Annotated in this window: 13 protein-coding genes; 7 read left to right on the top strand and 6 right to left on the bottom strand. The window is 52.5% G+C overall.

Annotation, left to right across the window (positions count from 1 at the left end; translation table 11 throughout):
- Nucleotides 1-96 precede the first annotated feature (96 nt).
- Nucleotides 97-1,284, bottom strand: a complete 1,188-nt coding sequence (locus CBW65_RS14045; RefSeq protein WP_087457361.1) for an NAD(P)/FAD-dependent oxidoreductase — start codon at nt 1,282-1,284, stop codon at nt 97-99.
- A 159-nt stretch (nt 1,285-1,443) separates the two neighbouring features.
- Here CBW65_RS14045 and uvsE point away from each other — a divergent pair, with 159 nt between their 5' ends.
- Nucleotides 1,444-2,412, top strand: a complete 969-nt coding sequence (uvsE, locus tag CBW65_RS14040) for a UV DNA damage repair endonuclease UvsE (protein ID WP_087457360.1) — start codon at nt 1,444-1,446, stop codon at nt 2,410-2,412.
- 134 nt (nt 2,413-2,546) lie between these two features.
- On the opposite strand, the gene CBW65_RS14035 is transcribed toward uvsE, so the two are convergent.
- Nucleotides 2,547-3,491 (bottom strand): cation diffusion facilitator family transporter, encoded by a 945-nt coding sequence (locus CBW65_RS14035; protein ID WP_157721948.1) that lies wholly within the window; start codon nt 3,489-3,491, stop codon nt 2,547-2,549.
- A 513-nt stretch (nt 3,492-4,004) separates the two neighbouring features.
- The gene (locus tag CBW65_RS14030) at nt 4,005-5,567 is read right to left on the bottom strand and encodes a cation:proton antiporter (protein WP_087457358.1); all 1,563 of its coding nucleotides are present in this window, start codon (nt 5,565-5,567) and stop codon (nt 4,005-4,007) included.
- A gap of 137 nt (nt 5,568-5,704) precedes the next feature.
- Between CBW65_RS14030 and CBW65_RS14025 the strand changes: the two genes are divergently transcribed.
- Entirely contained in the window at nt 5,705-5,974 is a 270-nt protein-coding gene (locus tag CBW65_RS14025; protein WP_087457357.1) for an autorepressor SdpR family transcription factor, read from the top strand.
- Between the two features lie 5 nt (nt 5,975-5,979).
- Nucleotides 5,980-6,621 carry an SdpI family protein gene (locus CBW65_RS14020; RefSeq protein ID WP_198299621.1) on the top strand — a complete coding sequence of 214 codons (642 nt, stop codon included), beginning with the start codon at nt 5,980-5,982 and terminating at the stop codon, nt 6,619-6,621.
- A gap of 18 nt (nt 6,622-6,639) precedes the next feature.
- Here CBW65_RS14020 and CBW65_RS14015 read toward each other — a convergent pair whose 3' ends face one another.
- The 3 genes from CBW65_RS14015 to CBW65_RS14005 form a co-directional block, all read right to left on the bottom strand.
- Nucleotides 6,640-7,611 carry a DUF3231 family protein gene (locus CBW65_RS14015; protein WP_087457355.1) on the bottom strand — a complete coding sequence of 324 codons (972 nt, stop codon included), beginning with the start codon at nt 7,609-7,611 and terminating at the stop codon, nt 6,640-6,642.
- A 118-nt stretch (nt 7,612-7,729) separates the two neighbouring features.
- Complete coding sequence (locus CBW65_RS14010; protein WP_232463538.1) at nt 7,730-8,494, bottom strand: GIY-YIG nuclease family protein; 765 nt, start codon at nt 8,492-8,494, stop codon at nt 7,730-7,732.
- Nucleotides 8,495-8,671: 177 nt separating this feature from the next.
- Nucleotides 8,672-9,415, bottom strand: a complete 744-nt coding sequence (locus tag CBW65_RS14005) for a GTP cyclohydrolase II (protein ID WP_087457353.1) — start codon at nt 9,413-9,415, stop codon at nt 8,672-8,674.
- Between the two features lie 503 nt (nt 9,416-9,918).
- Here CBW65_RS14005 and CBW65_RS14000 point away from each other — a divergent pair.
- From CBW65_RS14000 to CBW65_RS13985, 4 genes are all read left to right on the top strand, one after another.
- The gene (locus CBW65_RS14000; protein WP_087457352.1) at nt 9,919-10,560 is read left to right on the top strand and encodes a hypothetical protein; all 642 of its coding nucleotides are present in this window, start codon (nt 9,919-9,921) and stop codon (nt 10,558-10,560) included.
- Between the two features lie 144 nt (nt 10,561-10,704).
- Complete coding sequence (locus CBW65_RS24875; RefSeq protein ID WP_232463330.1) at nt 10,705-11,241, top strand: DUF6431 domain-containing protein; 537 nt, start codon at nt 10,705-10,707, stop codon at nt 11,239-11,241.
- Nucleotides 11,242-11,285: 44 nt separating this feature from the next.
- Entirely contained in the window at nt 11,286-12,641 is a 1,356-nt protein-coding gene (locus CBW65_RS13990) for a DDE-type integrase/transposase/recombinase (RefSeq protein ID WP_087455884.1), read from the top strand.
- A complete protein-coding gene (locus CBW65_RS13985) occupies nt 12,634-13,434 on the top strand; it encodes an ExeA family protein (protein ID WP_087455883.1) in 801 nt (266 codons plus the stop codon). The genes CBW65_RS13990 and CBW65_RS13985 overlap by 8 nt, the downstream gene beginning before the upstream one ends.
- The last annotated feature ends 5 nt before the right edge of the window (nt 13,435-13,439 follow it).

The raw sequence follows: 13,439 nt of genomic DNA, 5'->3' as shown, positions 1-13,439 counted from the left end.
GTCCGACAGCATGCGTAAAAAATTGCGACAGATGAGCAAACTAAAGAACAGCAGAAAAAAAGCCCTCTTCCTATAGAAGAGAGCTTTTCCATCGAGCTACGATCCTTTGCGTTTCAACTGTCCGCGCTTCAGCGACACCATGCGCAGCCCGCCGAGGCTCCAGAGGTATTTTACTTTCGACGCCTCCTTCATCAACGACGCCGGAACGCCCACCGCGTTCAGGCCTTTTACGCTGCCGACGCCAAACTCATGCCCGATCGAAGCGAGCGTCCCCATGTTCACAAACCGGAACGGCTCCAGCGGGCGGCCCTGCAAAATGTGGGTCAAGTTCTGCGCGGCATGGTCGCCCATCTGTGCGGCAGCCTGCCCGGTCGGCGGAAGCGGACGGCCGTCTTCACCTGTAAACGAAGCGGAGTCCCCGATCACAAACACGTTCGAGAAGTCGACCGACTGCAGGTATTCATTGACCATAGCGCGCCCGCGCGGATCGGTCTGCAGCCCGGCTTCGGCGATCAGCGGGTTGGCGCGGACGCCGCCCGTCCAGATGATCGTCTTGGCGTCGATCACCTCGCCGGTCTTCAGTTCCACCTGATCCCGGTTCACCTTGGTGATCGCCACGCCGGTCAGCAGCTTGACGCCTTTTTTGCGCAGGGCGCTTTCCGCCGCCTCGCGCAGTTCGTCAGACAGCATCGGCAGGATCGTCGGAGCCGCTTCGATGTTGATCAGCTCGATCTTGGAAAAAGGGACCCCGTACTGCCCGGCCAGCTCCGGCAGCCATTCGGCCAGTTCGCCGCACAGCTCCACGCCGGTCAAGCCTGCGCCGCCGACGAGAATGCGCAGTTTGCTTTCATCCTGATCTTGATGATACGAAGCAAACGCCCGCTCCACATGATCATGAATCTGCTGCGCCGTCTCCAGCGAGCGCAAGAGCAGCGCGTGCTCCTTCATGCCCGGAATCCCAAAGAACTCCGGCGCGTTGCCAAGCGCCACGACCAGATAGTCGTACGAGAGCTCGCCTTGTTCCGTCACCACTTTGTTTTCCTTTGGGCGCAGTTCCTTGACCATGCCCTTTTGCACCAGGGAAGACTCCCGGCGCAGCACATCGTGCAGATTTACATAGTATTGTTCAAATTCATTGCGCCCGCCTGCGGGCTCGTGCAGTAACGTGGTAAAATAGTGATAGTCATGCTTGTTGACCAGCGTAAACGGCAGCCCGCTCTTCTCCAGTTCCACCGCCGCTGCCATGCCGCCGTAACCGGCGCCCAGAATCACGATGTTCGCCATACACACCACTCCTATCCGTTTAGACTCTCTATCATCTATTGTTGCATCGAAGTAGAAAACTCATGCTATCCAACATTGTGAAATTATTCACCCATCACCAGTATACACAGCATTGTCACAGAATGTTCCTTTTTTCACAACCAAATTGGGGGAAACGTTATGAAAATCCGCTTAGGTTTCGTCGCTATGTCCCAGCACCTGAAAAATGCGTCACCGTCGCAAACGATGACCGTGACCAATTTCCAAAAGATCATCGACCGCGAAGTTGGCCTGCGCAAGCTGACCCGCATCGCCGCTTCCAACATCCAGAACTCCCTGCGCGTGCTGCGCCACGCCCATGCCCACGGCCTGCACATCTACCGTTTCACGTCCAAGCTGGTCCCGTTACTTGGGCATGAACTGACCGCCGACTGGGATTTCTGGGGCAAGCTTGGCCCCGAGTTCAGCGAAGTCGGCGATTTCATCAAAGCTAAATCGATGCGCGTCTCCTTCCACCCTGACCATTTCACCTTGATCAACTCCAAGTCCCAAGAGGTGGTCGAAAACTCCGTCCGCGACCTCGAGCGCCATGTCCACATGTTCAACATGATGGGCCTCGACGAGCGGGCCAAGCTGGTCATGCACGTCGGGGGCAGCTACAAAGACAAAGGCGAGTCCCTCGCCCGTTTCGCCGACAACTGGCACCTCGTCCCGCCGCAAGTCCAAGCCCGCATCACCCTCGAAAACGACGACAAAACCTACACCGCAGCGGAGACGCTGCAGCTCTGTGAGCAATTAAACGTCCCGATGGTGCTTGACATCCACCATCACCGCTGCAACCCCGGAAGCGATGAGCTGCGCGACCTTGTGCCCCGCATCTTCCGCCTCTGGGACGACACCGGCCTCCCGCCGAAAATCCACGTCTCGTCCCCCAAAGACGAGGCCAAGCCCCTCCACCATGCCGACTACATCGACCTGAACGATCTCCTGCCCTTCCTCGACCTCGTCCACGAGCTCGGCGGCAGCGATCTCGACATCATGGTCGAAGCCAAACAAAAAGATGACGCCGCCATGCGTCTCGCCAAAGACTTGTCCCAAGTCCCCGGCATGACCCAACACGACGGCGCCACCTTCACCTACGAAAAATAAAAAACGCACTCAGCGCCATCCCGGCACCAACTGCGTTTCCGACCAAAGGAGACACCCCATGCGCGACTTTTTCCGACCAGAAGCACAGGGGGTGTCCCCCGCAGGGAGGAGCACCCGGCCCCATCCTCTGCCATCTACTGCACCATGATCAACCCGCCCTCACCCTTCATCTCCGGACAAGCCACACAATGCCCGTTCATCTCCACCACCGTGTGGAAACAAGTCCGGCACGACCCGGTCTCCAACTGCACCGTCACATGATGCACCCCAAACTTCTCCAGCATCATCTTCTGCGCGTCCCGAATCACCTTTTCCCCTTCCGAGATCGTCTCCACGCCAACTGCTAAATGCACGCTCATAAAATGCTGCGTCGGCGTCAGACTCCAAATGTGCAAGTCGGTCACCGCCGTCACATCATCAATCGCCAGCAGCTGTTGCTCCACCTCTTCCGGCTCAATGTGTTCCGGAGCAAACTCCAGCAAAATGTGCGCTCCTTCCCACGCCATCTTGGCAGCGCCTGCGATGATCACCACGCCAACCAGCCCGCCGAGCACCGCGTCGACCCAATACCAGCCGGTAAAATAGATCAACGCTGCGCCGATCAAAATCGCCACCGATGCCAGCGCGTCGCCCATAAAATGCAGCCAGGCCGACTTCGCGTTCATGTTGTCCTTCTCCTGACCGAGCAGCCACGTCAGCGCCGTATAAATCACCAGGCCCACAGCTGTCAGTCCAAATACCCAGCCGCCTTCCACCGCGACCGGATGGAAAAACGCCTGCACCGCTTCAATCACGATGTACACCCCAACGCCGACCAGCAGCAGATTGGCCATAAACGCCGTCACGATCTCCGCCCGGTACATCCCAAACGACTGCTTGCGGGTCGCCGGTTTCACCGACTGCTTCAGCCCCCACCACGACAGCGCCAGCGTCACCAGATCCCCGGCCAGATGCCATCCATCCGAAATCAAGGCCAGCGACCCCGTCATATAGCCGCCAATAATCTTAATTAAAAATACCAGGAAGGTCAGAATCATCCCATACCGAATCAATTTCTCCGACTTTGCTGACAGATGCATAGAAATCTCGACCTCCTTTTCCCAACTTCTTGTTACCATCATATTATCACGATAACCATCGAAATTCCACAAAAACAAAAGATAAACCCTATATTTTCAACCGAGAATGATTGTCATCGTCATTTTCGGCAGATAATTGACATTGATAATCTTTATCAGTACAAAAACCAACAGGAGCCCCCGAAAAATCGAGGACTCCTGAAGGATAAGGGATAGATTAGTCGCAACGCATTTGCGTGGTTTGAACCGGGTAGCAATTCGGAACGAGCAGGAAGAACAGAACAAAGATAATCAGGAACACGACCGCCCAACGAGTATAGCTGCCAAAAGTACCGTACATGTTTTGCAACACTCCTTCAAAAATATTGTGTTTCACTTCACACTCCTATCTAATGCACCTTCCCGCCGATTCGGAAAGGCACTTGTCCCTGTCCATGCAAAATAGGCAACAGAAAAGGCCGCTCCCGATCGAAGCGGCCCCCATTTACCCATGTGCCTTTTTCATGCATCTTCCTAATGCTCTTTCCTCATCTCTTCAAGCAAGTCGCTGATCCGCTCCTGCTCCTCCTCCAGGGTCACATCGGAGATCACATGCCGCTTCGCCAGCTCCTGTACCGCTTCATACTCCGAGTACAGCGCCTGCTCCCGCGCCAGTTCCAACTGCTCCTCCTGCAGCTCTCCATGGCGTGCATACAGCGCTTCCAGCTCCGCCTTGGAGCCGCGCAGCCGTTCCTCATACTCCTGCTTCAGCCGCTCATAGACCACCCCGGAGATCAACGCTTCCTCCTTCATCCCCTTCAACCGGGCGAGCCCCGCCTTGCAGCGCTGAATCTCCGAAATCGCCTGCTCATACTCCGGCATCCCGGCCTCTTCCGCCCTCACGCCCAGCCAGGCGATCAGCGGTTTCACCGTCAAGCCTTGCACGACCAGCGAGAACAACACCACGCTAAACGCCAGCAGCAGCACCACTTCCCGCCCTGCAAACGACAGCGGCAAAGACAACGCCAGCGCGATCGACAGCGACCCTTTCAGGCCGCCCCAATTCAAAATGTGCTGCCATTTCCCCGGAAACTTTTTCGCAAACGCCAGCGCCACATAGACCCCGACCGCCCGCGCGACCAGCACCGCAAGAATCGCCGCCACGATCAGCCACCAGCGGTCCAGCACATCGATCCGCGTGATCTCCAGCCCCACCATCAAGAACACCAGCGAGTTGGCCAACTGCGCCGTCACATCCCAGAAGCTTCGAATGTTCAGCTTCGTCGTTGGGGACATCCCGATCGCCGCCCCGTAATTCCCAAAAATGATCGCTGCGACCACCACCGCGATCACGCCCGACACGTGGATCGACTCCGCGAGGAAAAACGCCCCATAGAACAGCAGCATCGAAAACAAGATCTCCAGCGGATAATCATCAAACAGCCTCGTCAGCTGCGAGAACACATACCCCAGCACCGCGCCGATCGCCGCGCCGCCAAGCGCCACTTTGACAAACATCCAGCCGCCGAGCGCAAATCCAAGCGCCCCCTGCGCCATATATTCCACGAGATAATACGCGGAAATCTGGAACAGCACCACCGCAATCCCGTCATTAAGCAAACTTTCCCCTTCAATCACCGTCGCCAGCCGATGATCCACCCGCTGGCTTTTAAAGATCGAAATCACGCTCACCGGGTCGGTCGCCGCCATCAAAGCCGCAAACACAAACGCCACCTGCAAACTCAGCCCCAGCCACAGATTTGCTGTGACTCCTACGATCACAAACGACAACAGCGTCGTCAAAAACGCCAGCAACAGCACCGGCTGACGATTGGCCTGCAGATGCGACCAGGGCATTTTAAACGCCGCATCCCCCAGCAATGCCGGCAAAAACAGCGAGATGATCGCAAAGCGGAACACTTCATCTTCCGCCACAAAATGCTTCAGTTCCTCCAAGCCCGGAATCGGCACCAGTCCGATCACCGCGCCAACGATCACCAGCGCGATCGGATACGGCTGATTCAGCTTTTTTGCCACCGCCGTGATTCCGATTGCCAACGCCATCAATAATAAGATCAGTTCAAAATTCCCGTGCATGACACACCCTCCTTCACCCCAAATCCTACCATACAGACCCCTTTTAGTCATACCCTTCTTGACACCTTGCCACGAATGTGTTTTTATGGAATTAGATATTTAGACATTTTTCTAAATCTCGAAGGGAAGCGAACCCATTGACCTTAAACCATGCCTTCAAGGCTCTGTCCGACCCCACCCGCCGCAAGATCCTCGATCTGCTCAAAGAGCGGGACATGACGGCCGGCGAGATCGCCGACCAGTTTCAAATGACCAAGCCGAGCATCTCCCATCATCTCAGCCTGCTCAAGCAAGCCGACCTCGTCTGGGACGAACGCCACGGCCAGCATATTTACTACTCCTTAAACACCACCGTGTTCCAAGACCTGCTCAAATGGGTGCTCCAATTCTCCGCAGAAAAGGACTGATACCGATGAAAAAACACATTCTTCCGCTTCTGATCATTCTCATCTCCATCGTGGCCAGCATCTGGGTCTACCCGCAGCTGCCCGACCAGATTCCCACGCACTGGGGAGCAAACGGAGAAGTCGACGACTACTCCTCCAAACAAACGGCCGTCTGGATGGGCCCGGCGATCATGGTCATCGTCTACGCCGTCCTGATCCTGATGCCGAAAATCGATCCGAAACGCGCCAATTACCCGCGCTTCGCATCCAGCCTGTATCTCGTCAACACCTTGCTCATGCTCGTCTTCCTCGGCATTCAAGCTGTCGTCATCTCGCAATGGCTCGGCTATGAGTTCAACATGTCGCGCTTTGCACCGGGGCTTGTCGGCATCATCTACCTGATCCTCGGCAACTACCTGCCGCGCTTTCAGCAGAATTATTACTTTGGCATCAAGACGCCGTGGACCTTGACCAACCCGGAAGTCTGGCGCAAGACCCACCTATTCGCCGGCCGAGTCTTTGTCAGCACCGGCGTGCTGCTTCTGCTCAGCCTGCTCCTGCCGACCGCGTGGATGCTTCCGATCCTGCTGTTCCTCCTCATCGGCAGTGCGCTGCTGATCATGGCCAGTTCCTATTACTTCTTCAAAAAACAAGGCAATGTACATTAATGTACATTGCCTTTTGCTTCATACTTGCGGCGGCTGCTCCAGCCATCCCTTTTTAATGACCAGCTGTGCGCCGTCAGATGCGTATTCTAACGTCTGCGCGATGCACTTGGTGTACAAAGCCCCGAGGTCCCGGCGAAACGCTGAGGACAGCCCCACCCCGTAGTTGCTGATCCCGGCTGTGTTCAGCGCATCGACGTGTGCCAGCATCAGCTTGTCCGAAAACGGCGGCACATGCGAGTCGGTGACCTCAAGATAAGGATTGACAGCGAACACGACCCCTTCCTCATTTAATGCATCGGCAAAAAGCGAAGCAAACTTCTTGGACAGCTCATAGCCCCGCTGCATGTACTTGCGCACATCCTCATCCTGAGCGGTCTGGAGAAAGCCGTTCAGCACCGTGGCGCCAAGCGAATTGATCTCTTGATTCAAAAACAGATTCGCCGCTTCCTGTGCCAGCAGCGGGCGCTTGTTCCACAATCCGTTCAGAAAACTTTCTTGATGCACGATGTCCACTTTTTCCGGCAGGGAGATAAAAGGCGGTCGAATGTATACGCCTTTTTCCAGCATCATCGTGATCTGCCGGTTGTTCATCTCGTTGAACCGCACCAACCGCTTCGAAAAAAACTGCCGCACATCTTCCCGTGCCGACAAAGAAGCGGACATCGAGTTGATGTTCTGGACGATCATCGTCCTGTTTTTCAAATAGAACAGCAACGTGATGTCCGAATACAACCGCGGCGCATCCCGGCGTACATCCGAATCTGTAAACCCCAGCGGCTTGGAGATCCCTTCCCTGTGAAAAATGTCTGCTACGGAGGAGCAATCTTCTTCACAAGCGGTGTATGCCTCTTGCAGCAGTTTGCAGACATCATCATCTTCTGAGGTCGCCAGAAAATATTCAAACATCTGCTTGGCCATGCTGTCACTTATGTAACTGCCCCAGAGGAGCGAGATTTCAGCCGATGTAAGTCTCACATGAGTATGTCCCATCCTGCTTTTACCTCCAATCCCCTTCACAACTACATCTAGCTTCCCCTTTGCAACACTCTTTATTCACAAAATTAAAGACAAGCATTCACTTTGGAATACCTGCCTTTTTGTAAGTATTTTACTTTTTATGATAGCCGCGGTCTCCATAGGGCTGGAGTTCTTCCATCCACATTTCCAGCATCTCTTCAAGTTCTTTTTTGTACTCTTCCGATGTTGCCTCCTCGCGGTGCTTGATCTCGGCCACCGTTTCAAAGACAAAATTCTCGACACCAAACTCCTTGTATTCCTGCTGCAACGCTTTGTTGTAGTGGCTGCCCATGCGCAGTTGGAACAACACCGAGTTCTCCTTGCCCGGCAGGTTCGGCGAGCTGCCGAGAAAAATTTTCCCGTTCACCAGGTTGCGAATCTGGAAGATCCCCATCTGTTTCGGTGTGTTCAGATATTCCTCTTTCAATTGTGCGCGACGTTCACGAGACATATGTTCCACCTTCCTCTCCTTTTGCGATTTCCCGTCGATCGAGGCCATGATCGCCAGAAAGACCTTGGCCTGCTTTTCCTTCTCCCGCAGCGAGAAGCGGTGATTGCGAATCGTCGACGTGCTCCCGCCGTCCATCGCGTCCACGATCTCGCTGTCGGTGTATCCGTAGTAAAAGTAGTGCAAGAGCTTGCGTTGCAGGTCGGTGAGCCCGGTCAGCTTCTTCCCTTGTCCCAGCAAAAATTCAAACACCGACCCGTGCTCCCGTTCCACATGCACCCCCGCGAATTTGCCCGCTTCATAAAGTTTGCCGTCCGCAGGGTAGATCACGCCTTCCTCAAACGTCTCCCCGCACATCAGGCACACATACTCCCCGTCTTCCGCCCGGTGCAGGTAGCCCCGCTTCATTTCGTCCACCGTGGCCTCCCAAAACAGGTCCGAAACAGAATCCACTAGACGCACCTCAAATTCGTTTGGTTTTATATAGACATTATATGTCGTCGTTTGTTTTTGTCAACAAAAAGAGACCGAGCTGTGCGCTTTGCTAAGCGGCCCGGTCTCTTTTTTCTTATGAAGTCGTTACTGTTACTGCTCCAAGTCTTGTGCCGCCGCCCCAAGATGCCCGGAGCGTTCGACCTTCGTCTGCAGATACTTCTCATTAAACTCCGACACATCGCCCCATAGAGGCTTGCGTTCCGATACGTTCAAGCCCGCACCGATTAGGGCGTCCAGCTTGCGCGGGTTGTTCGTCATCAGCGTGACCGGCTTCTGACGCAACGATTTCAGCACGCGAATCGCGTCATCATACGTCCGTGCGTCATCAACAAAGCCCAGCGCCAGATTGGCATCGACCGTGTCGTAGCCGTTTTCCTGGAGGATATAAGCCATCGCCTTGCTGTACAGCCCAATCCCCCGCCCTTCGTGGTTGGCGAGGTAGAACAGCGCCCCACAGCCGTGCTCCACGATCTCCTTCATCGACTGGGTGAGCTGGTATCCGCAGTCACAGCGTTTGCTCCCAAAGATGTCCCCTGTGTGGCAGATGCTGTGGAAGCGGATCAAGGCTTCCTCGTCATGTTCAAAATCGCCGTAGACCAAAACGCTCGACTGCTGAAACTCCGCCAGCTTCGCGTCGGACAGCTTTTCAATCATCCGCGTCGTGTCCCGCGTAAGTTCCGTGCAGTTCAGCCAGCAATACCACTGAAACACCACCGTCTCCCCACCCAAATTCACCGGCAGCCGAATCGGCCCAACAAGGTACGTCATATGTTCAGCCGATTCCAGCACTTTGATTTTATCTTGAAGGATGGATAGCACTTTCGGATCGATCATCAGAAGATCCCCTTTTTGTCTTTAGTTTTGCATGAATAGGATATCGTATGCCTGTGATTCACTTATGTAACCAAGTTACTTTTATACAGTATCTTATCCGGTACCGGATACTTGTCAATACTATCCAACATCAAAACCAGACAATGAGCAGGGGCTTATTAACATCATTTAGCACATGACGATTTCCCCAGATGGCACCAATCTCCTTTAAGAGTCAACCGACCACGGGACACTTGGCAACCGTTTGGAACTCTTGCCCTTTGGCCCACCTTGGTCTCCATAACTTAGAACAAGTCCATAACCCGGTCCTGCTACCCGACGACAAAAAGTACCGAGCTGCTGACACCACCGAACTCTCTCTAGCCAATATCCAAGCCACCGCCAATACACTAATTTCATGGCAATAATACTCATACTTTGATTTGTTTCAGTTATCTACAAATAATATTGGTAATAAGCTAATATTAAGAGAAAATAGAGTTCAGTATGTCAGGAGGTCCATCATGGAGATTGAACTGAAAGGTGGAAAAGTACATAAACTTACTACGGGCGATGAGATCGTCATGAAATCTCACCAGAATCGTCACATCTCTCGTTCTCTTAACGGTAAGCGTACTCATGTAGTTGAGATTAGTAACGAACATGTAATCGTTATTAACCCCATGACAAACCAACGTGTTAGAATTAGCAAACATAATATAGTAGCACTCATCGTCAATCAATCCAATATACTCTTCGTTGAAAATGAACCATACATCGACACTGTATTTGCCAATGATAATCTTGAGGTTTTACAGAGAACTGCTCAGCGACGCAAACAAAGAGGAGTAAGTTCAGAAGGTAAGCCTGTTACACTAGAAAATTTTGAAATAAAAAAGCAAGAACAAGTTAGTGATAATATAAAACTTGTATTTGATCAAAAAAGTGGTCTTCACATCTATGTGGACGAGAATATTCCTGAACATGAAAATGATAGCCCATCTCTGGTAAACATCGGAATGCAGACAGACACTGATCAGACACTTTCAAGTACAACAACACGTCCAAATACTTTTAGAAACCCCAAAATTACAGAAGAAGACGCACGACGGGAAATGGAAGCAGAGATGCAGTGTTACAGCCAATGCCAATTGACCAAAAGCTGACGCTATTGCCTGTCCAAAAATTGACGGATATAATGACCACGTACAAATTAAAAAAAGGAAAAAGACGACTCTGTATGATGTGCCGCTGCGCTAACAGTTGCACCAGAGTCGTCCCAAAAAATCGCATGATCATTTTATCAAATTATGGGCTCGAAGAAAATAGAAAACGTGGTGTTTTTCGTTAGGAGTGCAGAGCAGCATATCTGCCCTGTCTGTGAGCATGAACTGTTCGTGATCGGTAGCAGGAGTCGCATTGGGCGTAAGCCAACCAGTGAACGGGTCACCTATATCATTCGTCGTTTGCGTTGCAAGGGGTGCGGGAAGATCCATCATGAGTTGCCGGACCTGCTCGTTCCTTATAAACGTTATGAAGCCGAATGCCTTGAAGCAGTCTTGTCTCAGGCGCAGACCTCAGACGTAGCCGCTGATGAATCAACCCTGTATCGCTGGCACATTTGGTTCAAGGTGTGCTGGCAATACTGGGTTAATTGTTTATCAACGGTTGCAGCGCGTCAAGAAAATCCGGTGGAGCCATTGTCCGTACCTTCACCGTCTGCACTCCAAAGGATCGGACATTACGTTGGACAAGAGGCAGGTTGGCTGGCGAGAGTTGTCCGACCCATCGTTCATTCTCAATTATGGGTACATACCCGTTTCGCCTTCTTGTCCGCGATTCCCTAAGGTATCGTGAATCTACATCCTATTGGAAAGGACTGTAGATTCCTATGAAAAACGACAAAAAGGCAGAAGAGATCGCCGTCGAACGGATGCAGTTGATCTCTCCTCTGTTGGCCGATGGTATTGACCCTGGAAAAGCCAAAGAGCTGAAGAAAGCCATTTGTGAACAAACCGGCTTATCCGAAAGAACTCTCCGTCGTTATCTATCTGCCTACCGGGCCGAAGGTTTCGCCGGACTTCGACCTCAAGGGAAGGGTCAAAGGCAAACAGCCGAAGCAATTACTCCCTATCTCCTTGAGCAAGCCATCCTGCTTCGCCGAGAAGTACCCAGCCGCAGTGTTGCACAAATCATTCAGATCTTGGAGTGGGAAGGTTTAGCGAAGCCCGGTGAGATCAAGCGCAGCACCTTGCAGGAAAAATTGATGGAGAACGGCTACAGCACTCGCCACATGCGACTATACTCAACCTCTGGCCTTGCGGCCAGACGCTTTCAACACAAACAGCGTAACCAACTGTGGCAAGCTGACATAAAATTCGGGCCGTATCTACCGATTGGTGAAGGCGGAGCCAACAAGCAAGTCTATCTCGTTGCGTTCATCGACGATGCGACTCGTTATGTGTTGCATGCGGCTTTCTATCCAACACTCGACCAAACGATCGTAGAAGACTGCTTCCGTTTCGCAATACAAACAAATGGCGTACCTGATTCTGTCTACTTTGATAACGGCAAGCAATTTCGAACCAAAAGTATGACTCGTACATGTGCAAAACTTGGCATACGTCTTCGCTTTACTAGGCCATATGCAGCCGAATCCAAAGGGAAAATCGAGCGCTTCAACCGGGTCATAGACAGTTTCCTAACGGAAGCTGCGCTTGAAAAGCCCCAGACACTCGACCAGCTCAATCTGTTGTTCCAAGTTTGGCTCACCGAATGTTACCAGACCAAACCCCATTCCGCACTCGATGACAATTCTAGCCCGCAGGTGGCATTTCGAAGCGGCTCGACGCCGCTCCGGCTCGCCGAGGAATCTCTCATTGCGGATGCGTTTTTACACAGCGAAACGAGAAAAGTGGACAAGGCTGGCTGTATTAGTTTTATGGGGAAGAAATACGAGGTCGGGCTTTCTTTCATTGGACAAAAGGTTGAAGTCGTCTACGACCCGCGTGACATCTCGACGATTACAATTGAGTATGGCAGCCATACACCGTGGCAGGCGAAAGAACTGATCATAGGTGAATGGGCAGGAAGACGCCCCTCTATCCCGTCGACAATTGAACCGCTTATAGTCGAAGGTTCACGGTTACTGGACGCTGCGGAGAAGAAGAATCAAGTCAGGAAAGAACGTCAAACACGCGCCGTCTCATTCCGCAAAATTCGGGAGGAGGCGAAGCGAGATGTTTGAGGCGTTTTATGAAATGGCGAGAACCCCTTTTTCTCGTGATATGCCTACCCATGAGCTGTATGCGTCGGATGTTTTGGAAGAAACGCTTGAGAGATTGGAATATACGGCCGAAAGGCAATGGTTCTCCGTTGTGACCGGCGATTGCGGAACTGGTAAAACAACGACCATCCGCCGATTCGCGGATGTGCTCGACACATCGAGATTTAAACTGTTGTACCTATCCGATTCAAAGCTAACGCCTCGCCATTTTTACAAGGGATTGCTTGAACAGTTGGGGTGTGAAGCGAAGTTTTATCGAGGGGACAGCAAGAGACAACTGCATCGGGAAATTGAGCTGATGCGGGGGATTCATCGCCTGCAACCAGTCGTGGTGGTCGATGAAGCGCATCTGCTAGACAAAGAAATGTTTGAAGAAGTACGGTTTCTGCTGAACTTCAAAATGGATGCCCAGAGTCCAATGGCTCTGATCCTGGTCGGACAAAATGAACTGTGGGATCGCCTTCAACTCCAGATGTTTACGGCCATTCGGCAAAGGATTGATCTACAGTGCAAACTGGTTCACTACGACCGCGCACAGGTTGGGGCGTACATAGCTCGTCATCTGGAATATGCGGGCGTTAGCCGTGACATTTTCACGGATGGTGCGGTCGATGAGATCTATCGTTATTCAAGTGGTACGATTCGCTTGGTTAATAAGGCTGCCACACATAGTCTGATCTATGGAGCAGCAAATAAGCATCGAATCATTGACGACCACATGGTGAAACGGGTAATCGCGGGAGAATTGACTTGATTCTC

The organism is Tumebacillus avium, from assembly GCF_002162355.1.
In the GTDB taxonomy this organism is placed as follows: Bacteria; Bacillota; Bacilli; order Tumebacillales; family Tumebacillaceae; genus Tumebacillus_A; species Tumebacillus_A avium.
This window is presented reverse-complemented; position numbering and strand designations above follow the sequence as displayed.

Bases quoted from the DNA above. Each gene is read 5' to 3' on its own strand.
- CBW65_RS14045 (WP_087457361.1), bottom strand. From the start codon at position 1,284: ATGGCGAACATCGTGATTCTGGGCGCCGGTTACGGCGGCATGGCAGCG.
- uvsE (WP_087457360.1), top strand. From the start codon at position 1,444: ATGAAAATCCGCTTAGGTTTCGTCGCTATGTCCCAGCACCTGAAAAAT.
- CBW65_RS14035 (WP_157721948.1), bottom strand. From the start codon at position 3,491: ATGCATCTGTCAGCAAAGTCGGAGAAATTGATTCGGTATGGGATGATT.
- CBW65_RS14030 (WP_087457358.1), bottom strand. From the start codon at position 5,567: ATGCACGGGAATTTTGAACTGATCTTATTATTGATGGCGTTGGCAATC.
- CBW65_RS14020 (WP_198299621.1), top strand. From the start codon at position 5,980: ATGAAAAAACACATTCTTCCGCTTCTGATCATTCTCATCTCCATCGTG.
- CBW65_RS14015 (WP_087457355.1), bottom strand. From the start codon at position 7,611: ATGGGACATACTCATGTGAGACTTACATCGGCTGAAATCTCGCTCCTC.
- CBW65_RS14010 (WP_232463538.1), bottom strand. From the start codon at position 8,494: ATGAAGCGGGGCTACCTGCACCGGGCGGAAGACGGGGAGTATGTGTGC.
- CBW65_RS14005 (WP_087457353.1), bottom strand. From the start codon at position 9,415: ATGATCGATCCGAAAGTGCTATCCATCCTTCAAGATAAAATCAAAGTG.
- CBW65_RS14000 (WP_087457352.1), top strand. From the start codon at position 9,919: ATGGAGATTGAACTGAAAGGTGGAAAAGTACATAAACTTACTACGGGC.
- CBW65_RS24875 (WP_232463330.1), top strand. From the start codon at position 10,705: ATGGGCTCGAAGAAAATAGAAAACGTGGTGTTTTTCGTTAGGAGTGCA.
- CBW65_RS13990 (WP_087455884.1), top strand. From the start codon at position 11,286: ATGAAAAACGACAAAAAGGCAGAAGAGATCGCCGTCGAACGGATGCAG.
- CBW65_RS13985 (WP_087455883.1), top strand. From the start codon at position 12,634: ATGTTTGAGGCGTTTTATGAAATGGCGAGAACCCCTTTTTCTCGTGAT.